The 23539-nt window shown below is 41.7% G+C and carries 19 protein-coding genes; 11 read left to right on the forward strand and 8 right to left on the reverse strand.

Features of this window, described 5'->3' with window-relative positions; all coding sequences use genetic code 11:
* The first annotated feature begins 220 nt into the window (after positions 1 to 220).
* Entirely contained in the window at positions 221 to 832 is a 612-nt protein-coding gene (locus tag AN213_RS05140; RefSeq protein ID WP_055197733.1) for a fumarylacetoacetate hydrolase family protein, read from the forward strand.
* Here AN213_RS05140 and AN213_RS05145 read toward each other — a convergent pair.
* The 3 genes from AN213_RS05145 to AN213_RS05155 form a co-directional block, all read right to left on the reverse strand.
* Entirely contained in the window at positions 783 to 1709 is a 927-nt protein-coding gene (locus AN213_RS05145; protein ID WP_054562681.1) for a hypothetical protein, read from the reverse strand. The two genes, AN213_RS05140 and AN213_RS05145, sit on opposite strands and share 50 nt — an antisense overlap.
* Positions 1710 to 1845: 136 nt before the next feature.
* Positions 1846 to 2898 (reverse strand): aldo/keto reductase, encoded by a 1053-nt coding sequence (locus AN213_RS05150; protein ID WP_054562680.1) that lies wholly within the window; start codon positions 2896 to 2898, stop codon positions 1846 to 1848.
* A gap of 12 nt (positions 2899 to 2910) precedes the next feature.
* Positions 2911 to 3339, reverse strand: coding sequence for a thioesterase family protein (locus AN213_RS05155; protein WP_054562679.1), 429 nt, complete (start codon positions 3337 to 3339; stop codon positions 2911 to 2913).
* Between the two features lie 153 nt (positions 3340 to 3492).
* On the opposite strand from AN213_RS05155, the gene AN213_RS05160 reads away from it, so the two are divergent.
* From AN213_RS05160 to AN213_RS05175, 4 genes are all read left to right on the forward strand, one after another.
* The gene (locus AN213_RS05160; protein ID WP_055022001.1) at positions 3493 to 3699 is read left to right on the forward strand and encodes a hypothetical protein; all 207 of its coding nucleotides are present in this window, start codon (positions 3493 to 3495) and stop codon (positions 3697 to 3699) included.
* Between the two features lie 61 nt (positions 3700 to 3760).
* The gene (gene dinB / locus AN213_RS05165) at positions 3761 to 4813 is read left to right on the forward strand and encodes a DNA polymerase IV (RefSeq protein WP_055197735.1); all 1053 of its coding nucleotides are present in this window, start codon (positions 3761 to 3763) and stop codon (positions 4811 to 4813) included.
* A gap of 106 nt (positions 4814 to 4919) precedes the next feature.
* On the forward strand, positions 4920 to 6602 hold the full coding sequence (locus tag AN213_RS05170) for a carbon starvation protein A (protein ID WP_054552592.1): 1683 nt from the start codon (positions 4920 to 4922) through the stop codon (positions 6600 to 6602).
* 103 nt (positions 6603 to 6705) lie between these two features.
* On the forward strand, positions 6706 to 8229 hold the full coding sequence (locus AN213_RS05175) for a leucyl aminopeptidase family protein (RefSeq protein ID WP_054552591.1): 1524 nt from the start codon (positions 6706 to 6708) through the stop codon (positions 8227 to 8229).
* A 64-nt stretch (positions 8230 to 8293) separates the two neighbouring features.
* Here the strand turns inward: AN213_RS05175 and AN213_RS05180 are convergent, their stop codons facing one another.
* Together AN213_RS05180 and AN213_RS05185 are read right to left on the reverse strand one after the other, a co-directional pair.
* On the reverse strand, positions 8294 to 9928 hold the full coding sequence (locus tag AN213_RS05180) for a methyl-accepting chemotaxis protein (protein ID WP_054562676.1): 1635 nt from the start codon (positions 9926 to 9928) through the stop codon (positions 8294 to 8296).
* Positions 9929 to 10077: 149 nt separating this feature from the next.
* Positions 10078 to 12303: a S9 family peptidase gene (locus AN213_RS05185; RefSeq protein WP_055197815.1), complete on the reverse strand. Its 2226-nt coding sequence runs from the start codon at positions 12301 to 12303 to the stop codon at positions 10078 to 10080.
* Positions 12304 to 12415: 112 nt separating this feature from the next.
* Here AN213_RS05185 and AN213_RS05190 point away from each other — a divergent pair, with 112 nt between their 5' ends.
* A complete protein-coding gene (locus AN213_RS05190; RefSeq protein WP_054562674.1) occupies positions 12416 to 12820 on the forward strand; it encodes an HIT domain-containing protein in 405 nt (134 codons plus the stop codon).
* A gap of 63 nt (positions 12821 to 12883) precedes the next feature.
* On the forward strand, positions 12884 to 13633 hold the full coding sequence (locus tag AN213_RS05195) for an ABC transporter substrate-binding protein (RefSeq protein ID WP_055197817.1): 750 nt from the start codon (positions 12884 to 12886) through the stop codon (positions 13631 to 13633).
* A gap of 72 nt (positions 13634 to 13705) precedes the next feature.
* On the opposite strand, the gene AN213_RS05200 is transcribed toward AN213_RS05195, so the two are convergent.
* Positions 13706 to 15406 (reverse strand): dipeptidyl-peptidase 3 family protein, encoded by a 1701-nt coding sequence (locus AN213_RS05200; protein WP_054562672.1) that lies wholly within the window; start codon positions 15404 to 15406, stop codon positions 13706 to 13708.
* Between the two features lie 273 nt (positions 15407 to 15679).
* On the opposite strand from AN213_RS05200, the gene AN213_RS05205 reads away from it, so the two are divergent.
* The gene (locus AN213_RS05205) at positions 15680 to 16522 is read left to right on the forward strand and encodes an HDOD domain-containing protein (RefSeq protein WP_054562671.1); all 843 of its coding nucleotides are present in this window, start codon (positions 15680 to 15682) and stop codon (positions 16520 to 16522) included.
* A gap of 59 nt (positions 16523 to 16581) precedes the next feature.
* Here the strand turns inward: AN213_RS05205 and rdgC are convergent, their stop codons facing one another.
* Complete coding sequence (gene rdgC, locus AN213_RS05210; protein WP_054552583.1) at positions 16582 to 17490, reverse strand: recombination-associated protein RdgC; 909 nt, start codon at positions 17488 to 17490, stop codon at positions 16582 to 16584.
* A 90-nt stretch (positions 17491 to 17580) separates the two neighbouring features.
* A complete protein-coding gene (locus tag AN213_RS05215; protein WP_054562670.1) occupies positions 17581 to 19344 on the reverse strand; it encodes a sensor histidine kinase in 1764 nt (587 codons plus the stop codon).
* A gap of 236 nt (positions 19345 to 19580) precedes the next feature.
* Here AN213_RS05215 and AN213_RS05220 point away from each other — a divergent pair, with 236 nt between their 5' ends.
* The 3 genes from AN213_RS05220 (at position 19581) to thrB (ending at position 23536) form a co-directional block, all read left to right on the forward strand.
* Positions 19581 to 19955, forward strand: a complete 375-nt coding sequence (locus AN213_RS05220; RefSeq protein WP_054562669.1) for a response regulator — start codon at positions 19581 to 19583, stop codon at positions 19953 to 19955.
* Positions 19956 to 20182: 227 nt separating this feature from the next.
* A complete protein-coding gene (gene thrA, locus AN213_RS05225; protein ID WP_055197820.1) occupies positions 20183 to 22600 on the forward strand; it encodes a bifunctional aspartate kinase/homoserine dehydrogenase I in 2418 nt (805 codons plus the stop codon).
* Positions 22601 to 22609: 9 nt separating this feature from the next.
* Positions 22610 to 23536, forward strand: a complete 927-nt coding sequence (thrB, locus tag AN213_RS05230; protein WP_055021996.1) for a homoserine kinase — start codon at positions 22610 to 22612, stop codon at positions 23534 to 23536.
* Positions 23537 to 23539 lie beyond the last annotated feature (3 nt).

The raw sequence follows: 23539 nt of genomic DNA on the forward strand, positions 1-23539 counted from the left end.
ACCCGATTTTATAAATGTAACCGCTTACATTAAGTTATTAGAAAGTAAAACAATCGTCAACATAAATAACGTTTCAAGGTCAGAGGTAATATCTATGTTTATGTTATTATGGGAAATCTTTCATCAAAAACTTTCTGTTTTTTAGGTACAAAAGCAACGTCTTTCAGCTAAAATTAGAAAATGAGAGTTTTTTACATTTGTTAAAGCAAGAGGTATTTTCGTGCAATCAGTGAAATGGAATGAAGGTCTGTTTACCCCAAGCAAAATCATTTGTGTTGGCCGTAATTATGCAGCGCATATTGCAGAGCTTAACAACGAAACGCCTACAAGTATGGTGCTGTTTGCAAAACCAAATAGTGCTATCACCGATTCCCTCAATAGTGAACACTTAGGTGAGGCACTCCACTTCGAAACTGAGCTTTGTTTTTTAGTTAAAAATAAGCAACTGGCTGCGGTCGGGCTTGGGCTTGATTTAACCAAGCGAGGCCTACAAAGCACGCTTAAAGAAAAAGGCCTACCTTGGGAGCGCGCAAAAGCATTTAATGGTTCTGCGCTTTTTACTGAGTTTGTTGTCGTTAATTCCAACTTACACTATCAATTTAGTCTAAAGATTGATGGTAAAGACACTCAACTAGGCGATACAAAGTTAATGCTGCATAACGCAGAGCAAATCTTAGCTGAAATCAGTGAATTTATGGACCTAGAAGATGGCGACATCATTATGACTGGCACGCCTGAAGGAGTAGGGAAGGTTGTCGCTAATTCAACCTTTGCTGTAACACTTATGGATGGTCAGCAGCAGTTGATATCTCATCAATGGCAGGCTCTTTAAGCGGGTCTAAAATGTAGCGCTGATAATACGATGAAAACTCAGGAAAGCTTTGTTTGAGCCAAACTCGTTGGCTTTGCTGGTATCTCTCACTTGGTAATACCTTGTTTTTCAGTGCTTCATTAATTTCTGCTAGCACTTTTTCGGCATAATTATTAGGTGCGCTTGTCGAGCAGCCTATGGCACCAAAAACCACATTCTGGGCTGGGTTAACAATAGTAAGCTTTTGAATATTCTTTTGGTGTTGTTGGTTGTAATAATCAGCTACAAATGGGTAATCAATGGTGTAATCAATGTAGCCATGCTCTAGCTGTGATAGCAAAGCAAAATTTGGACTACTGCCATTACCACTTAGTGCTGCACTTTCGTAAAGCTTGGTATTTTTCGCTATCTTATCCAATTTACTGCCAAATTTACGTGCATCGTTTTGACCATAAATAAAGTTGGCATCTGTGAATAAAGAAATCAGTGATACAGGATTACCGTGTTTTTGCTTAATTTTTAGTGTTTTTTCTTCGGTACTTAATACGCTAAACGGGGGGTACACTGTGGTTGGGATTGAGTAAGTAGCACGGTTGGTTTTTTTATCACGATGGATCATACATGCATAGCATGCCATATGTCCGTCATCGAGATATTTACTGCCACGTTTTTGCGGCAACATCACTTTGCTGTGGTTAATGTCAGGTAATGCTTCAATCAACATATCGGTAATTTCATTGCATAGCCCACCATGAGAGGTGGTGCTACTTTTCTCGATAAAGAATGGCTTACCATCATTTTCAAGCCAGGTAATAGAGAGCTGGTCGGAGGCATGAGTAATTGGGGCTAGCAACATCCCTGCAACCACACATAATACTTGTTTTATGTATTTACTCATTAACAACCTACATAGTGAAATGTTATGAATAACTATACACCAAAGTATGGGTAAACTTGTAGGTGGAACGGAAAAATGATGAATTAGTGTTAGTGAGCCTACTGAGGGTAGACTCACTTATACTTTCGAAGATTAACTAGAAAGGCATAGGATAGCGGGTAAATACGTCAGCGATTTTATCGTTGGCTTCATCGCTTAATTGCACTGAGAAAGCATCGATATTTTCTTTTAACTGCGCCATTGATGTTGCCCCAATAATTGTTGAGCTTACTCCATCCACTTGATCACACCAAGCCAATGCAAGTTGTGAAGGTGTTAAATTAAAGGCGTTAGCAATTTCAACATATTCAGCAATCGCAGCCCGTGATTGTGCTGTGTCTCTAAATAGGCCATTACGTTGCACTAGCGTCCAACGGCTACCTTCAGGGCGAGCACCATTTAAGTACTTACCGCTTAACATGCCGCCACCTAGCGGTGACCAAGGTAGGTAAGCAATATCTTCATGAATACATTGTTCAATCAAATACGGCCAATCTTTGGCGTGCAGTAGACTAAATTCGTTTTGAATCGATACCATACGCGGAAGGTTATGCTGTTCACTTAAACGCAAGTACTGGCTGATGCCCCAAGGAGTATCGTCTGATAAACCACAGTGCTTAATTTTACCTGCCTTGATACAGTCATTCAGACCTTCAAGAATATCTAACATGCCAGCAATATTTTGCTCAGTGTCAGCCTCAGAGAAGCACACTTTACCTGGCCACTGTTTACCAAAGTGCGGTGATGTACGGTTAGGCCAATGTAATTGGTATAAATCGATAACCTCAGTTTGTAAGCGCTTAAGAGATGCATCAACGGCTTCAACCACTGCTTGGCGAGTAATATCGCCTGCATCGCGTACCCAAGGTAAGCCGTTACCCGCAATTTTAGTGGCAATGACAAGATCATCGCGTTTGTCTTTATTACGCGCTAACCAATTACCGATGATCTCTTCTGTCTTACCGTAGGTGTCTGGAGAAGGGGGAACGGCATACATTTCGGCAGTATCAATAAAGTTAACGCCTTTATCTAATGCATAGGCGATTTGTTCATCGGCATCGGCTTGGTTGTTTTGCATACCCCATGTCATGCTACCTAAGCAGACACGAGATACTTCAATACCACTTCGACCAAGTGGGCTATAAAGCATAATAGATCCTTGTTAATCGCTAGAATGGGCTCTAAGTGCAGTTAATAACTCATCATTTAACTGAGCTTTTTTACCCGTTTTAAAATTAAACATAACCACTTGTGATGAGCCAATGGTTGTTACTGCGTCCTGGCTTTCACTAAATACAGTGTAATGCATCATAAAACGATCTTGTTCAATGTCACTAATCTTTACACCAACATGCACAGTATCAGGAAATGTTACAGGGCGTTTATAGCGGGCATTGTTTTCGCTGATCACCGGACCAACACCTGTTACTTGTAAATCTTTAAGGAAACCCAGTTGAGTAAAGAAATCGATACGGGCTGTTTCAAAGTAGCGAAAATACACCACATTATTGACGTGCTGCAGGGCATCCATTTCACCCCATGCAACATTAATTTTTGTTCTGATAGGGTGTTGTTCTATAAACGATTGCATAGTAAATCTTCGTTGATTGTGAGAAAACTTAGGTTAGCAATATGCTGCTTTTAGCTCAAGGAAATTAGAAAACTCAGTAGATTGTGCTAGATTTATAAGTTCACGCTTACGTAAAGTGTGAGCAAAATGAACACACATTAAAGGACCTTAATTATGCAGCAACTAACCTTGAGGGTGATAAAGTGGATTGCACTTTTCATCTTGCTAGCTCTAGCTTTGCTCTGTTATAGCATGGGCACAATGTCAGGATTTATCGCTTTAATTGTCGTGGGCTTGTTATTCGAAGCCGCGTTTTGGTTATTTGGTTCACGGCTTATTAGCCGTAAAAAACCAAACCAACAAACAAGCCAAACCTCTTAGCTTGCACTCTCAGGAAGTTTAAATATAATAACTGTATATATAAACAGTTGTTGTATTCCTGATGAAAAAATTCATTCACATCGATATGGACTGCTTTTATGCAGCCGTTGAGATGCGTGATAACCCCGCGCTTGCCAATGTGCCACTGGCTATAGGTGGTAATAGTCGTCGCGGGGTGCTTTCAACTGCTAATTATATTGCCCGTAAATATGGTGTGCGCTCGGCGATGTCGAACTATCACGCCAAACAACTGTGCCCCGATCTGGTTATCGTTCCCGGACGAATGCAGGTTTATAAAGAAATCTCCACGCAAATTCGCGCCATTTTTGCAAAGTACACCGACCTTATTGAGCCGTTATCGTTAGATGAAGCCTACCTTGATGTAACCGACAGTACTGCGTGCAAAGGCAGTGCAACACTGATGGCGGAGCAAATCCGCCAAGAAATCTATGACACCACCGGACTAACAGCCTCAGCAGGCGTCGCGCCAATTAAGTTTATTGCCAAAATTGCCAGCGATGAAAACAAGCCTAATGGTCAGTTTGTGGTATTGCCCGATCAAGTTGATGACTTTTTGGCGAGTTTACCGCTTGGCAAAATCCCTGGCGTTGGCAAGGTGACATTAGAAAAGCTGCAACTTAAAGGGCTTTACACAGGGGCTGATGTGCGCGCGAAAGGGGTAAATTGGATGCAGCAGCATATTGGTAATTTTGGCGTGTCTTTATATCAAAAGTGTGCAGGCGAGTACGTTGGCAAAGTGTCAACTGAGCGAGTACGAAAGTCGCTCAGTGTTGAGCACACCTATGAATACAACAAAAATAATTTAGATGAGTGTTTAAGCCAGTTACCCCGCTTGATGGATGAATTAACTCGCCGTCTTGATAAACAGCAATTAAACAACCGCATCAATAAGTTATCTGTGAAGGTCAAGTTTGCCAATTTTGTCGTGACCAGTGCCGATCAAAGCCACCATCAATTAGACGAACGCATTTTTGCTGAGTTAATGAGTAAAGCTTATGAGCGAGGTAACAACCAGCCAGTGCGCCTGTTAGGAATAGGTGTCGGAATAAAGAGTCAGGCTCACGAGCATTTTCAGCTGAGTATATTAGACTAAAGGTTAACACCTTGGTGCTTGAAAGTTTGTTAGTGTCTAGTTGGGGTGCTAGGCCTGCCTAGTTCAACACCTTAGACAACATTATAACTTAATAAGAGAGATGACTATGCAATCGGTCGTAATCGTGCTGCTCGGAATAGTCGGTATGTTGTTCGGATGGTTCTTTTATTCGAAATTCATCGCCGAAAAAATATTTAAAATGGATGATAATTTTGTCACACCCGCTCATGAACTTGAGGATGGTGTGGATTATGTGCCAACTAACAAAGTTGTGTTATGGGGCCACCATTTCACCTCTGTTGCAGGTGCTGCGCCAATTGTTGGCCCTGCCATTGCCGTTTACTGGGGCTGGGTGCCTGCGGTACTTTGGGTGGTATTTGGTACTATCTTTTTTGCTGGTGTTCACGACATGGGCGCTCTATGGGCCAGTGCGCGTAACAAAGGCAAATCAATGGGCGCTTTGTCTGAAAGCGTAATTGGTAAACGCACCCGTGCATTATTTATGATTGTGGTGTTCTTAGTACTATTGATGGTGAATGCGGTATTTGGTGTGGTGATTGCCAAATCATTTGTATCGCAACCTAACGCGGTATTCCCTGCTTGGTCAGCGATTGTTGTGGCCTTAGTTATTGGCCAGTTACTACGCCGTAAAGTGTCGTTAATTCCGCTTTGTTTAGTTGGTGTGGGAATTCTTTATTACACCATTTACCTTGGTAGTGGTATGCCAATTTCATTACCTGATGAAATGTTTGGTCTAAGTGCGAATGCGAACTGGATCATTATCTTATTTATCTATGCAGCCATTGCTTCATTATTGCCAGTATGGATGCTGTTACAGCCACGCGACTTCATCAACGGTATGCAGTTATTAGTGGGATTAGTACTGCTTTATGGTGCGGTGTTTGTGTCAATGCCGGATATCACAGCCCCTGCGTTTAATACTCAAACTGCGGTAGATACACCAAGTATTATTCCATTGCTATTTGTGACCATAGCCTGTGGTGCGGTATCGGGTTTCCACGGTATTGTGTCTTCAGGTACCAGCTCTAAGCAGTTGAACAAAGAAACTGATGGTCGCTTTGTGGGTTACTTAGGTGCGGTAGGTGAAGGTATGCTTGCGCTTATTACACTAGTTGCAGTAAGTGGTGTTGCACTTGCAGTATCACCTGAAGAATGGCACGAAATTTACAGTCACTTAGGTGCAGGTAGTGTCAGCGCCTTTATTAATGGTGGCGCTAACTTAATTGAAAGTGGTTGGGGTATCTCACAAGAGGTGGCATCAACCTTACTTGCCGTGATGGTGGTATTGTTTGCGGGGACTACGATGGACTCTGGCGTACGCCTGCAGCGTTATATCATCCAAGAGTGGGGTGATATTTATAATATCAGCATCATTCGTAATGGTATTGTAGCTACACTCATTGCAGTACTTAGCTGTTTACTGCTTGCCTTTGGTGCTGGTGGCGCTGATGGTAGCGGCGGTATGATCATTTGGCCATTATTCGGTTCGACTAACCAAATCTTAGCAAGCTTAACCCTACTGGTTATCTCGGTAATGCTTATTAAAGCGAATCGCCCGGCTAAATACACCTTGATCCCAATGAGTTTTGTATTAGTTATGGCGTTCTTTGCTGGGGTTATTAAACTGGGCGAGTACTATCAACAAGGTAACTGGTTACTGGTGACACTTGATTTGTTAGTACTGGTTGTGAGCGTACTGGTTATGCTTGAAGCTTGGTCTGTGATTGTTAAGCATCGTAAAGACTCAGCACACATTACAGAGCAGTAAACTTAGCTTGCCAGCCATATCGTAAGCTGTCTTACTTGGCTGGCAATAGCGCTCTAAATCAATGATAATAAGGTCCTATGTTTCTAACAGCAGGACCTTTTTTATGGCATACCCTCATGCAGTTGCAGCCCCGCAATTAGCGGATGCAAATCACGATGCATTGATTATTATCGGTGATGATTTTTCTTCTTTAGCAGATGCAAGCTTAAGCCAAGCTATTAGCGCTCAACAAGCTGTAGACGCACGTATTGGCAAACAAGTGACATTACTTGTTATTGATTCTAAACGCGTTATTTTAGCGCCTACAGGCCCTCTAAATCGTGATTATGATGATGTACGTCGTTACTTTGATGCAGCGAAGCAAGGTGTACTAGAGGCGAAAGCATCGGGTAGCACTCAGCCTGCAATTTTACTTGCTAACGTAAATCAAGATAGCCGTTACAAGCATGCCCTTGAAGTGGCTTATTTAGGTGCTTGCCAAGCGCTTTGGCAACCACTTGAGGCACGTGAGTTCCACGGCCAAGCGATTGAACCAATTAGCCAAATTAGCCTAGTGGGTGCAGATGAGGCAATGAGCAAAGCGCTTAATGCTATTGCTGCGGGTCAATACGCTGCACGTGATTTATGTGGTACAGAACCTGAGCGTATGGCACCACCACGTTTTGCTGATTACTGCGTTGAGTTATTTGCGGGTAGCAAGGTGTCTGTTGAAGTGATTTCAGATATCAACACTATCGATAAAGATTACCCAATGATGAGCACCGTAGCGCGCGCATCTTACGCTGTTGAGCGTCATCACCCACGTGTTGTGAAACTAGAATACGTGCCTGAAGGCGACGTTGAGCGTACCTTAATGTTTGTTGGCAAAGGTTTAGTTTACGATACCGGTGGTGCAGACCTTAAAGTGGGTGGCTTTATGGCAGGTATGAGCCGCGATAAAGGCGGTGCAGCTTCTGTTGCTGGCTTTATGAAATCAGTGGCTGACTTTGCACCAAAAGGCGTTAAAGTGATTGCTTACTTGGCCGTAGTTCGTAACTCAATTGGTTCTGATTGTTTTGTTCCTGATGAAATCATTACCAGCCGTGAAGGTGTACGTGTACGTATCGGTAATACCGATGCTGAAGGCCGTTTAGCAATGGGTGACCTATTAAGCGAAATGAAAGATCGTGCTTTAAACGAAGTAAATCCAGAGCTATTTACTGTTGCAACACTAACAGGCCACGCAGCACGTGCGATGGGCCCTTACAGTGCGTATGTTGAAAATGGTCCAGCTCGCGCAGCGAAAATTTCGCGCCAAATTGCTGACTTAGGCGATTTATGGGCAGATGGCGCCGAAGTATCTCGTAGCCGTCGTGAAGATTATGACTTCATTCGTCCTCGCACGTTAGCTGACGATGTTTTATCAAGTAACAATGCTGCTTCTGCAGTGACAGCTCGTGGTCACCAGTTCCCAATGGCATTCTTAGCGATTGTTGGTGGTTTAGATAAACATGGTACTGAATCAGCGCAACCATTACCGTATGTTCATATGGACATCGCAGGTAGCGGCGTAGAAGGCGGTGATTGGCAACATGGTAAGCCTACCGCAGCAACAGTAAGCAGCTTATTCGCTCGTTATTGTTTATAAGCTAAAAGCTATAAGTTTTTAGTTTGAAAAGCCCCGCACAGTAGTGCGGGGCTTTTTTGTGGCGTTAATCGAGCTTGAAGCGGTTAACGACATCACTTAACGCTTGTGAGCTTTGCTTTAAGTTTTCACTGGCGGTCGAAAGCCCTTCGGTATTCGACAGTGATTGCTCAGTTGATTGTGAAAGCTCATTAATCCGTAAATTAACCTCATCTGCTGCGCTAGTTTGTTGCTCGGTAGCGCGGGCGATTTGGCTGTTCATATCTTTAATAATAGAGACAAGTCGCTCAATCTCACTCAGCGAGCTATTTGCTTCACCTGCTTGTGAAACCGTTTCAGTTGATAACTGTTGGCTTGCCGATACAGCATCAACAGCAGCTTGTGCGCCGGTTTGTAGTTTACTGATCATGGCTTGAATTTCGTCGGTACTTTTACCTGTACGGCTTGCTAATGTACGCACTTCGTCAGCCACTACGGCAAAGCCTCGCCCTTGTTCACCAGCACGAGCCGCTTCAATGGCAGCATTGAGTGCCAGTAAGTTGGTCTGCTCAGCAATGCTACGGATAACATCAAGTACTGAGCCTATGTTGTTACTCTCTGCAGCAAGATCCGCCGTTACCTTACTCACTTGTTCAATATTATGCGACAGGGTCTCAATGGCGGTGATGGTCTTGTTGAGAACCTGCTTGCCCGCTTCGGCATTTTGCGCCGCTTCATTGGCGGCATGCTCTGCTTGGTCGGCATTTTGACTAACATCGTGAATTTGATGAGTCATCTGTTCCATTGCGGTTGCAACTTGAGTCGAGCTGTCGTTCTGTAGCTCAATAAAAGAGTGATTTGTTTTACTCGCATCATCAACGCTATGGGCAAACTGATTTACTTGCTCTGCATTGTGGGCAACATGTTTGAGTGACTCACGCATTTTTGCGGTGTACAAGTTAAAGTAGCGCGATAGACGAGATACTTCATCATTACCATTTTCATCAAGCTTTTGGGTTAAATCGCCTTCCCCTTGCGAGATGTCTTTCATCATGTTTGCGGCAAGTTGGGTCGGGCGAAGAATGCTATTGGCAATTAGGTAGCTTAGCGCAACCAGTAGGGCAATGATCACTACCGCGGTAATAATCACATGGTTACGTAGCGAAGAGAATGCCTCTTCAATAGTATCAATATAGACACCAGAACCTACAATCCATTGCCATTTATCAAAGCCTTTTACGTAGGCAATTTTATCAACAGGCTTATCTTTACCTGGCTTTGGCCACTTGTAGGGAATAAAACCTTTACCTTGTTTTTTGACGATATTAACCATATCGACAAATAACAACACGCCATCTGGATCTTTACTGCCCGCTAGTGATTTACCATTTAATTCGGGCTTAAATGGGTGCATGACCATCACGGGTTGATAATCGTTGATCCAAAAGTAATTGCTGTTGTCGTAACGAAGTGCAGAAATTGTTTCGAGGGCTGCTTGTTTGGCTTGTTGCTCACTCAGCTTACCTTGCTCAAACAACTCATAATTATGCTCAATAATAGAGTAAGCAGACTCAACAAGGTTTTGGGTCTTAATGTATTGCTCTTGCTTTAGCGAGCTGTATTGCTGCGTTAAGCTCGAGACGCTCAAAAATATCAGCCCTATCACGACCACACTCACTAACATGGCGAGGCGCTGAAAAATTGTAAAACGGCGTAAATTCATGTGTATTCCTTCGTCATGCCCATAGGAGCAATGTATTAAGCGTAGCTAAAATAGGTCGAAAATCTAGTTAAATAGTAGAATACATTGAGACAAAAAAAAGGCTGATTTAACAATCAGCCTTTAGTCTAAGTCACCGAAATTAAACGTGATTACTCAACGTTAAAGTGTCGGTTGAAGAAACTTGTGATGGTTTGGTGTAAGTGCGTTTGTACGCTCTTGCCACGTAAACTGTGTTTTGAACCCGGGTAAGTCATCATTTCGAACTGCTTTTCTTGATCTTGCAGTTGTTTGAATAACTTTGTGGCGTGAGTGAATAACACGTTATCATCTGCCATACCGTGGTAAATCATCAGTGGGCCTTTTAAGCCTTCGGCATATGGGAAAACTGCACTTGCTTCGTAACCTTTCGCGTTAGTTGCAGGGTGACCTACATAACGCTCAGTGTAGTGAGTATCGTAAAGTGCCCAATCAGTTACTGGCGCACCAGAAACACCGGCTTTGAAGTAGTCGCCCGCTTTAAACATAGTCATAAGCGCCATGTAACCACCGTAGCTGTGGCCATAAATACCAATACGTTCAGGGTCAACGTAATCAAGGGTGCGTAAGAACTCGACACCTTTAATTTGGTCTGCCACTTCAGCAACACCTAAGTGCTTATAAATCACGTCTTCAAACTTTTTACCACGGTTGTATGAACCACGATTATCAAGTTGGAAAATAACATAGCCTTGTTGTGCCATGTACTGGAAGTATAAGTTTTTACTACGCCAGCTGTTCGTTACGCGCTGAGCATGAGGACCGCCATACACGTTAACAATAACTGGGTGCTTTTTACCATCTTGGTAATTAGTTGGCTTGAATAAACGGTAATGCATGATTTGCCCGTCTTCAGCCGTTAACGTGCCGTATTCTGGGGTGATCAAATCAGCTAGGTAAGGCGTTAATGGGTGTGACTTATCTAACTTGTTTTCTTCAAGCCAAGTGATAAATTCGCCATTAATTTTACGTAATGCCGCAGAACCAGGCTTATTCACTGATGAGCTGTTATCGATAAAGGTTTTGTTGTCTTTAGCAATTACCACATTATGGTAAGCACCTAGCTCAGTTACGCGCTTAATTTCGCCTTTTTTGAATAGCGGTACGCTGTAAAGGTGGCTCTCAAGTGCTGTATCTTTGCGACCTGCAAAATAAACGATGCCTTTTTTCTCGTCGATACCTTTTAAGCTATCAACAACCCATTCACCTTGGGTGATTTGACGGATCATTTCACCATTTGTGCGGTATAAATAAAGGTGTTTAAAACCGTCGCGCTCAGATGCCCAAACGAAATGTTTTTTATCGTTTAAGAACTGCAAATCAAAGTGCAGGTTAATCCAAGTATCACTAGTTTCTGTTAGAGCAACCGTTTGTTTTTTAGTGTCGCTATTATAAAAACGTAACTCTAAGTTATGTTGCGAGCGGTCTTGCCACTGATAAGAAAGTGTTTTGTTATCTTTTAACCATTTTGCGCGAGCGATATAAATATCTTGCTCGTCGCCTAAATCAACCCAGTCAGTTTTTTGATTGTTGATGCTCACAACACCTAACTGAATTTTAACATTGTCGGTACCCGTAAACGGGTAGCGTTGGTTAAAAAGCTTTACTTCATCCGCGTAAATCTCATTACGGATCGCTTCTTTTACTGGGCTTTCATCAACACGGGTATAAGCGATTTTAGACTCATCACCAGACCACCAGTAGCCAGTCATACGGCCCATTTCTTCTTGCGCAACAAATTCGGCCATACCGTTTTTAATAACGCCGCCACCATCTTTACTTAATTGGATTTCTTGACCCGTTTTTAAGTTAAGTGCATACAAGTTTTGCTCACGAATAAACGACACAAAGTGCCCTTTAGGTGAGAAACGTGCATCGGTTTCAAATGCTTCTGTGTCGGTTAATTTGCGGCTTTTAGCTGAAGCAAGCTCATAATAGTAAAGGTCGCCATTAAGTGGGAATAAAAGCGCTTTACCATCTTTAGACCATTTATATTCTAAGATCCCTTTACCAAAAATACGCTGGCGCTCACGGCGTGCTTTTTCTTCGTCAGATAAGTTTTCTGGACCAGAAAATAGCGCAGCAGAGTCAACTAATAAGCGGTTTTTGTTATCTTTTAAGTTGTATTCCCATAAGTCGTAACGGTTGTAATCATCGGTTTTACCTTGCAGGTAAGTAACACGACTTCCGTCTGGAGAGAATTTAAGTTGTACAGGCGCTTTGCCTGCTAAGCTTGGATTGTCAAAAATACGCTCAAGAGTAAGAGGTTCAGCGGTCACACTGAATGCTGTTGCCACCACTGGCAAAGCAAGTGAGAGAGATTTAATTTTTTTTAGCACAGGAGTACCTTCGCTCGAATAAAAACTGCCACGATGGTAATGGTAAGCTTAGGCAACTGCAACAAAATGCTATAAAGTAGGGATTGTTTACCCAATATCAAAGGATTTATTGATGAAAAATACTGATACGCCGTTTTCTTTGGCCCCAGAACTACAACGCGACTGCATTGAGCTTGCTGATTGGCCATTGTGTAAAGTATTGCTGATGAATGATAGCCAATACCCTTGGTTTATTTTAGTGCCAAGAGTCGCTGGCGTTAAAGAGATAATCGACCTTTCTGAAGAGCTACAAATTACCTTATTACAAGAGTCGGGCAAACTGAGTAAATTATTACAACAGGTATTCAACCCAGACAAACTCAATGTAGCAGCACTAGGGAATATGGTACCGCAATTACATGTTCATCATATTGCGCGTTTTACAACTGATGCAGCTTGGCCAACACCAATCTGGGGTAAATTACCAGCAGTACCTTATAGCGACGAACAAATTGCCGCATTAAAAGCGCACTTTTAAACTGTTTGTTCTAGCAAGATTGGACTAAGCTAAATGGATGATGCACGAAGGGGTACAGAATAAATGAAACACACAGTGTTTGCAGTGTTGCTTATTCTGAGCTCTTTTTCATGTGTGGCTAAAAGTTACTATTTTGTCGGTAGCCACTTTCCAGCGATTTTAGAGCAGGACCAACAAGGCACAGTGGTTGGCTTAGGTGCCGATATTGCCCACGAAATTTGCAGACGTTTAGGGCATGAGTTGGTAATTGATATCATGCCACTAAAACGCGCTCTAAAAATGGTAGAGCAAGGTCAGGCTGATGCCATTATTGGCCCTTACAAATCCATTATACGTCAGCAGTATATGCAATTCAGTGACTTGCCCTTTTACGAAGACCCGATTGTTTTATATACCAAAAAGAACAATGATGTGACTTGGGTTGGTAATTTTGCTAGTTTACGAAAAGATATTATTGGTACCATTCGAGGCTGGAACTATGGCCCTGAATTTAAACGTAATGAAACAAGTCTATCGCTATCTGAAGTGGGCAATGTGCGGGCTAGTTTTTTACAGCTGATGTATAACCGAGTTGACTTAATTCTCACCCACCCTCGGGCAGCAAAGCCTGTCATCGACAGTTTAGATATAGCAGATAAAGTGATTATGTTATCGCCGCCGGTGACGGTTAATCAGGGCTACTATGGCTTTAGTAAACAACGCGAACTCGATGAATTTATTGATGCTTTTAATGCCGAGTTTCAAAAAATGCTGATCAACGGGGATATTGTAGAACTAAACTCCAAATATGGTTTGAACTTCGTTGCACACTAGTCGTGATTTACTCGACTTCAGGCAATAAAAACGCTGCAATTGCAGCGTTTTTTTATTAAAGGAGAATAAGGCTTAAAGACCTAATACTTCTTTACCTTGTTTGAAAGTAACATCAACAGGGATATTAGCTTGGCTTAGTTTTTCTAAGTCTTTAGCTAGTTCAGCTTTGATTTCGCCATGAGTTGCGATTAGCTGATCAACTTTTTGGTAATCACCGTCACCTTGAATAGTAAGGATTAGGTTAGATAGTTTCTCCATTGCTTGGCTCATTTTCTCCATGTTAACGCTGTATAAGCCGTCAGCATTTTTAGAGAATGCACCTTCTTCAGCGAAGAAGTTAAAGCGGATCATGTTCGCTTTACCGTGTGCGCTTGATGCACCAAAACGCACTGAGCGGAAGATACCAGCCATAAAAGTGATGTAGTAATCTTCTAATGTGCCCTCTGTGATCTCGCCTTTCTTAAGCAATTGTTCAACCATGTAAAGACCTAAGATATCCGCTTTACCTTCTTCAAGGGCACTTGCATGCTCTTGCAATGATTGGCGAACAGTTCCTTTACCAGTAATGGTGTTTTTAATACCTAAACCGTGCGCTACTTCGTGGAACATAGTGTTTGCGAAGAAAGCATCAAAGGTAATGTGTTTACGCTGCTCAGGAACAATTAGCTGCTCTGAAATTGGCACTAAGATTTTATCGAATTTAGCGCGCATTGCGTTTTTAAGCTGTAATCGACGTGTGCCTTTTTCCAGTTGTACTTGCTCATCATTTGGTAGGTTGATAGCAATTGTTTTACTACCTGCATTTGAGTGGCCTGCGTAATAAACAACATCGTAAGCATTTAGGTCAGCATCAGAGCCAGGGACTTCTTGCTTGTACTTTTCGTCTACAGGTAAACCTTTTTGTAGCTCAGGTAAGAAAGCGGCAAATTTAGCTAAACGCTCGCTCCATGCTAAATCTTTAATTAGTACATAAGATTCATACGCTGCACGATAACCAAATAATTGATCTTCATAGGTTTCGATAGGGCCAATAACCACGTCAATTGGGTTATTTTTCATATCCATCCATGCAAAATCAGATGGTTGGAAGTCATCACTTACTAGTGCGTCTGCGCGCATGCTTAGGTAGTTAGCAAATTCTTTATCATCAGCCAGTTTACTTGCTTCGCGTAATAAATTAGCTGCTTTTTCTAATTCTTGTGCATACTCAACTGAGTAAGCCACGCTATAAAGAAGACCTTTTTCATCGCGCTTGATCACCGAGTAAAGACCGGTTTTGTCATCAACGATTGCGTTGTTTAATTCTTCTTTAGTGATATCGCTTGGGTAAAATTCAGCGCCTAGTGGCTTTTCTTCATAACCAGATAAGAATACTTGGTCACCGTTTAAGCGATCCCAAGGGCCGTAGTTGATATCTGCAAACTTCTGAACTTTTTCATCATTAATTTTTGCTAAGAAAGCGTCTTTGCTCTCACCAAATGCTTGGCGCCAAAATAGCTCATCCATGATTTTTGAGGCATCGATTAACTTGCCAATCATTTGCTTCTGGTTATCGCTTAAGTGGCTAAGATCAGAAGTAAGCGTAAAGTCAGTGTAAATGTCTAAGCGGCTTTTCTCAGCATTGATAAGTTGTGGGTTGTTTTGTTCAGTAGTTTGCTTTGTTTGCTCTGCAGCAGGCTTAGTTTGAGAAGTGGTAGCTTGCTGGTCAGAACATGCACCAAGGAAAACAGCACCTGATAAGATAAGTGCTTGGCTAATTTTATTTAATGTCATTTTTTTGCCCGTTAAAAAAGTGAGAGTCATTGCTTAGAAAACAAAAAGTCTATGCATTAAAGCAAACCTGACATATATATGGCAAGTTTACAGCACTAGAAGCAATATTTATTTATGAGTTAAGCAGTTAAAAAATATAAAAAATAGATAATTTCTGTGAATTTCTTAACTTTAGCGCTAAGTTAGACAATACTAAAACTATAACTAATCTAATAATGTCAGTCATTAGTCTGTCTTTGTTTGGGCGGGCTAACCCAAGAGGATGGCACACATATGTCAACAGAAAATGCATTACTGACCATATTGGTCGACAGAATAAATAATGACACTTTAGTGTTACCTACCTTACCAGAAGTTGCTGTGAAGGTAAGGCAAGCTGCGGATAACCCCGAGGTAAACTTGATGGATATGGCAGATGTCATCTCTCATGATCCGGCATTATCAGCACGAATGATCAAAGTCGCCAACAGTGCATTTATGGGGCGCTCAGTTAAAGTTACAAATTTACACCAAGCTGTAACACGAATTGGCCTACGTCAAATTAAGAACATTGCAACTGCAATGGCAATGGAGCAGCTGTTTGTATCGCATAATGAGCTTATCAAAGGCTATATGGACAAGGCATGGCAAAAAACCCTTAAAGTAGCGTGCCACTCAATTACCTTAATGGATTTCTTCTTACGCAGAAATAAGCAAACCTCGCTTAATCGCGACACAATTACCTTAGCGGCATTAGTTTATAACATTGGCGTACTGCCCATTTTAACAGAAGCTGAAAAGCACCCTGAGGTGTTCGCAAACCCAAGCTTCCTTGCTCATGCCATTCAAAAGCTGGGTGGTAAAGTAGGTGGCGCAATTATGCGAGCTTGGGGCTTCACTGATGAGTTTGTAGAAGTAGCTGAAAGCTGGGCAAATCCAAACTATCGTCCAGAACATATTTGCTATGTTGACTTCATTCGTATTGGCGCGATTTTAGAAGGGATCTTACAGGTTTCTGATAAGTCTGCGGCATTGCAAACTTACATTGACAAAGGCGTGATTGAATCACTTGATATGTTCAGTGACGATGAATATAACGATATGCTTAACGAAGTAAAAGCGATTTTTACTGAATAACAGCAACAAAAAGCGCGACTAAGTCGCGCTTTTAATGTTAACCATTATCTGGGTTAAATTTATAAATCTTCTGCGTCGCCTAAGCCTTGAGTTAGCTCTTCTAGCAGCTGTTTAATTTCTTCTGACGCTAAGATAAAGTCAGCATCAAGTTTTACTGCCATATCTTCTTTTGGAATGTCGGCGTTTTCTTCTTTTAATGTTTCTGAGTAGCTTAAACGCTTAATTGAACCATCGTTTTGAAGCATGAACTTAACGCGTTCTTGCCAATCAAGAGCCAGCTTAGTTACGCGCTTACCATTTTCTAAGTGTGACTTTACTTCGTCGCATGATAAGTCATGGCCTTTTAATTTAACCTGTGCGCCACTGTCATCGGCTTCTTCAAGCTCTGCATCGTTACCGATAGAAAAGCCTTCAGGGGTACTGAAATTAGTTAACCAGTCAGTTAAAAATACATCTAAATCGTAATTCGCAAATGCAGGTACGACAGGTAACGTGCCAAGTGATTTACGTAATAGGGCTAAAAGCTCTTCTGCTTTATTAAAGCTTGCGCTGTTAACCACAACCCAGCCATTCTTTTGATCAATAAACGCAAACTGTAGGCTCGATTTTTTGAATGCTTGAGGCAGTAAAGTGTGCAGAATATTTTCTTTTAGTTCGTCTTTTTCTTTTTTCTTTACTGGACGGTTTTCTTCCGCTTCGATTTGCTCAACTTTCTCTGCAACTAATTCGTTGATAACGGCAGCTGGCAGTACTTTTTCTTCACGTTTAGCACATACTAAAATGCTGTCTTGAGAGAAATGAGATAGGGTTTGACCATGCTTACCAAAGGCTTTTGTCCAACCGAATGTTGAAAGCTCTTGGCCTGTACATGAGCGGAACAAGTCTTGTTCTAGGGCTTTGTCGAAGTCTTCTTGAGAGTATGAAACGTCTTGTTTAAAACGGTAACAGATAAGGTTACTAAACCACATAATTAGGCTAATCCTTTCAATAAATTTGCCCAATCATAGCAATAAAAAACTGATGCCGAAATGAATCATTTCGGCATCAACGCTAATTGCTTATGAGTTAAACATTGAAAGTGGTTTTGGCATGTTTTTCGGAAAACTAATATGGTAGTGCAAGCCTTTACCGACTTCGCTAGATACCTCAATATCGCCACTTAGGGTTTGTTTAACGAGGTTAAAAGTAATATGTGTGCCTAAGCCACTGCCGCCTTGGTCGCGCTTGGTTGTAAAGAATGGGTCAAATAGCTTTTCTAACTGCTCTTTTGATACGCCATTACCATTGTCTTTAAAGTCGATAACGACTTCGTCATCTTCTTCTTTGATAACAATATCAATGATGCCACTTTCAATCCCTTCGAAACCATGAATGAGTGAGTTCATAATCAAGTTTGTGAAAATTTGACTAATCGCACCCGCAGGCAGGTTAAGTGTTAAATCATCAGGGCAATCTAAATTAATATGATGCGATGTTTTCTTTAGCTTTGGATGGAGTGAGCGGATCACTTCACCTAAATACTCTTTAAAGTTAATGGTACGCACCGCCTCACTGGCTTGGTCCACTGCAATTTGCTTAAAGCTTGCAACCAGCTCAGAAGCTCGGTCTAGGTTACTAGTCAGTAGGCTAGTACTTTGCTTGGCGTCATTAATAAACTCTTCAAGCGCTTTTGGCGATAGAGTTTTTTCTTTATATGCCGCTTCAATTTGGTCCAAGCGTTCTTGTAAAAATGACGTTGCGGTAACACCAATCCCAATAGGTGTATTAACATCATGAGTAATACCCGCCACTAAGCCACCTAATGCTGCCATTTTTTCTGAGCCAACTAAGCGCTCTTGCGCCATATTTAGTTCATCAAGGTAGCGTTGTAATTCAGTTTGCTTGGTAATGAGCTCTTGTTCAGTTTGTTTACGTAAATCAATTTCTTCAGTTAGTGTCAGCTTTTGTTTTTCAAGCTCGTATTTTTGTTGCTGCAAGTCCATCATCGCTTGGCTTAGGTTTGATGTTTTGCGCGCTACTTCTTGCTCTAACTGTAAGTTATGTTGGTCGAGCTTTTCGTTGCTTATTAAAAGCTCTTTTTGCGTATGTTCGAGCTCTTCACGGTAAAGTACTACCTTATCTATTAAGCGGTTGAAAGACTCTTCCATTACTTTTAATTCGTTGTGCTCAACAGTTTTGATCTCGATATGGCGGCCTTCTAGGTCGTTTAGTTCAAGATCTTCAATTTGTTCTGTGAATTGTGCCAATGGCTCGGTTAAGCGCTTTCTAAATGCAAGTAAGAAAAGAATGATCAAAAAGGTGGTTTTGATCATTGCATTACCAATTAAAAAGTAGATAGAAATCATGATGCGGCTAAATACCACTTCACGACTTGAGAACAGGGTTACATCACCTACTTGGGTTGTTTTACCCGAAAATTCAAAAATGAGTGGGAATGTGTAACCGAATAAGCCTGATGGCGTATCTTCGATAATCGCTTCTTCTTGCACTAACTGTTGACTGTATAGCTCGTGAATATCTAACGAGCGACCTAACTGAGAGAGTACCTCGCCGCTATCATCACGCACAATAATACCCTCGATCATAGGGATTGCCAGTAAGCCCTCAGCCGTGGTGATGGTTTGTTTATCGTTCAGTTCCCAAATAGCGCGGGTTAAACTACGGCTAAATGTTTTTTGTAAAGTCGTTAACTCGTCGCGAATATAATCTTTGGTATTAACGTACTCAGCAATAACTTGTCCACAGGTCACTACAAAAGTAAGTAAAAAGTAGACTGAGAGTACATTTGTTAATAATTCTTTGGACAGGCTTTTTTGTAGCATGGAATATCCATAGCTCCTTGGTGACAATTGTAATACATTCAGCTAGTTCTAAAGTTAGCTAATAAATGGTTAAAAAGAAATAAATATATCCTTTTTTACTGGAACATTTATAAATTGTTAGTAAATTTTGAAAAAACTTGCCCTTACTGCGCTTGAAAAAGTGTGTTATAAATTTATTCCATCTTTAATTTAGCCTTTTTTGATGTTGTATTTGCTACAGCGAAGATTTTTATTTCATGAATAATCCTAATTTTTCAGTACTGGTCTGTGATGATTCAAATATTGCCCGAAAGCAGGTAGTACGCTGTTTAGGGGATTGCTTGGATGCAGATGTTCAACAAGCCACAAATGGCCGTGAAGCTCTAGCCTTATTACGCGAGCAAAACTTTGATCTATTGTGCTTAGATTTAACCATGCCAGAATTGGATGGTGTTGCAGTGCTCGAAACGATCAAAGCAGAGAAAATTGAGTGCTTTGTTATAGTAATTTCGGCTGATATTCAGGCTGAAATGAAACAAAGAGTAGTAAAATTGGGTGCTATTGACTTCATTGATAAACCGATAGATCTTGTGCGACTAAAAGCAACTTTGCATAAATTTGGTATTCACTAATCTTTTATATAACACAAACGCATAATTTATCTTTTCTTTAAGGGTTGACAGGCTGGCTATATTTAAGGCAGTCTACAGGCTATGAAAACATTTAATCACGCAACGACCATTATTATTACAACCATCATCCTTACGGGATAGTGGCATAGGTCGGTGCAACAAAATTATAGGCCTGTGTTCACTAGAACACAGGCCTTTTTCGTTTATGGAATGAGGAAACATAAATAATGCGAGTATTAAAATTTGGTGGGTCGTCCTTGGCTGACTACGCATGTTTGCAACAGGTAGCTCAGTTAGTCAAAGAAGAATTACGCGATGAAATGCTGTTAGTACTGTCAGCACCGGGTGGTATGACAGATTCATTAGTAGCATTAGCAAGCGCTGCAGAGCAGGGACAAGATTTTAGTGAGTTATGGCAAGCATTGGTTGCGCGCTGTGAACAACTAAAAGCTGCTGTTGCAGCTGACTTTGGTCAGGTAGCAAGTTGGCCTGATTTGAGCGAACTTAAGAATAAACTAGATGGTGTTGCACTTTTAAAGTGCTGCCCAGACCAAGTACGTGCTTATGCAATCAGTTTTGGTGAGCGCGTAAGTGTAGCCTTAATGGAATGTATGCTTAAAGAAAGTAATGCTCGTTATTTAGAAGCGACAGATTGCATAGCTTCAGTGGGTGGCTATATTGATGCTGAAGCTGACTTGGCTGCAAGTAAGTTACGTTTTCAAGCTGCATTAAAAGCAGCACCGAGCACTATTTATATCATGCCGGGTTTTACTGCTGCCAATGAGCAAGGTGAGCTAACAACACTTGGTCGCAATGGTTCCGATTACTCAGCAGCTATTGCGGCTGCATGCCTAGAAGCTGAAGTATGCCAAATCTGGACTGATGTTGACGGTGTTTACAATGCAGACCCGCGTTATATCAAAAAAGCATCTAAGGTTGATTCGTTATCTTATAAAGAAGCAATGGAGCTGTCTTACTTTGGCGCGAAAGTATTGCACCCGAAAACGATTTTACCTTGTGCCAAAGCGGGTGTGCCGTGCGAGATCAAAAATACTCATAACCCACGTGCAGAAGGTTCTGTGATCAGTAACGACAGTGTGTCGAACGATCCAGTTAAAGCATTATCAAGTTTACAAAACCTCGCTATGTTAACGGTGTCTGGCCCAGGTATGAAAGGCAAAGTGGGCATGGCGTCAAAAGTATTTAATGCACTGGCGCACGACAATGTTTCAATTGTACTAATCACTCAATCTTCGTGTGAATTTAGCATCAGTTTCTGTGTGCATGAGAGTGACTTATCTCTTGCTTTAGAAGCATTACAAACTGCTTTCGAATTAGAATCACAAGCCGGCTTAATCGAACCAGTCCAAGTGCAGCGTAACCTTGCGATTGTTACTCTAGTTGGCGATAACATGCGTGCGCACAAAGGTTTAGCGGCTAAGTTCTTTGCTTCATTAGCTCAAGCGCAGGTTAACATTGTTGCTATTGCACAAGATTCGACTGAAAGCGCCATTTCAGCGGTTATCGACGGTGAATTATGCAACGACGCAGTAAAAGTGTGCCATGAGAACTTCTTTACTCACATTCCTTCAATCGATGTGTTTTTACTTGGCTGTGGCTTAGTTGGCCAAGAGCTTATTCAGCAGTTAGAGCGTCAACAAGCATGGCTTGAAAAACGTAACATCAAGCTGAACTTGTATGGTGTTGCTAACTCAAGACAGCTTTATCTAGATAGCGAAGGCATCGCTTTTGATGGCTGGCAAGACAAACTAGCCGAGTCAGAACAAGCATTTGATTTAAATCTGGTTGAGCAATTTGTTAAACAAAACCATTTAATTAACCCTGTGATCGTAGATTGTAGCTCAGCCGATAAGCTTGCTGCGCAATATGTTGATTTCTTGAATGCCGGTTTCCATGTGGTTGCGGCAAACAAAAAAGCCAATACTAGCTCGTATGCTTACTACCAAGATTTAGTAGCAGCAACACAAAAGAATAACCGTAAGTTTTTATACGAAACAAACGTAGGTGCAGGCTTACCAGTACTTGATAACTTGAAATCACTATTTGGTGCCGGTGATGAGCTTATTAAGTTCAGCGGTATCTTGTCGGGTTCATTATCGTATATGTTTGGTGCGCTACAAGATGGTTTATCTCTTAGCGAAGCAACGTTAAAAGCAAAAGAAAGTGGTTTTACAGAGCCAGATCCACGTGATGATTTATCAGGCACTGATGTTGCTCGAAAACTACTGATCATTGCTCGTGAATCGGGTCTTGAGTTAGAACTAAGCGATATTGAAGTTGAATCAGTTTTACCAAAAGGATTTGCAGAAGATGATTCTGTAGCAGATTTCATGGCAAAACTACCATCACTTGATGCACAGTTTAACGACCGCATTCAAAGTGCTGCAAGTGAAGGTAAAGTACTTCGTTATGTGGGTACTATTGAAAACGGTCAATGTAAAGTAGGCATTGAAGCCGTAGATAGTAGCCATGCTCTTTACGATATCCGTGACGGTGAAAATGCATTGGCAATCTTAAGTCAATATTATCAACCACGTCCGTTTGTGATTCGTGGTTATGGCGCAGGTGCTGAAGTAACGGCTGCAGGCGTATTTGCTGATATCTTAAAAACATTAACACGTTAGGAGCTGGTCATGATCCGTGTATATGCACCCGCTTCAATCGGGAATTTTGCTGTCGGCTTTGATGCACTAGGTGCTGCGCTGGCACCTATCGATGGCACTTTATTAGGCGATGTTGTAGAGGTGAGTGCCGCTGAGCAAGATACTTTTGTCTGCTCTGGCGACTATGCCCATAAACTACCTGCAAATGCTGAAGAAAACTTGGCTTATCAATGTTTAATTCACTTTAAAGAGCACGTTGCACCGGCTATGCCAGCGGTAAAACTTGAGCTTAAAAAGAACCTACCAATTGGCTCAGGTTTAGGTTCAAGTGCTTGTTCTGTGGTGGCAGCGTTTGCTGCCCTTGATAAATTTGCCGAAACCAAATTATCTCAAGAGCAACTTATCGAGTTGATGGCTGATTTTGAAGCCATTGTTAGTGGCGGCCGTCATTACGATAACATCACACCTTGTTATTTAGGTGGTTTGCAATTAACGGGTGAACTCATTCCGAACAAGTCAATTTCGTTACCCGTTGATAATCAATGGTATTACGTAGCGGCTTTTCCAGGTTTTTCACTGAATACTGCAAAAGCGCGTTCGGTATTGCCAACGCAATTATCAATGCACGACAGTGTTGAGTTTGCACAGCGACTTTCTGCATTTAGCAGCTTATTGCTAACAGGTCGTTTTGATGCTGCGTTATCAATTATGACAGATGAAATCGCTGAGCCACATCGCGCACCATTAATCCAAGGTTTTGCGGAAGCTAAAAGTGCTTTACCAGAGCTTGGTGCAGAGATTGTCAGTATTTCTGGTGCGGGCCCAACATTATTTACCGTGTGTAAGAGTCTTGAAGCTGCTCAAAAGTGTGCAGCTTGGCTGAATGATAATTACGTAAATGAACAAGGTTTCAGCCACATCTGTAAACTTGATCAGCTTGGCACACGACAGCTTTAAAGA

The sequence above is a fragment of the Pseudoalteromonas sp. P1-8 genome (assembly GCF_001399985.1).
Classification (GTDB): Bacteria; Pseudomonadota; Gammaproteobacteria; order Enterobacterales; family Alteromonadaceae; genus Pseudoalteromonas.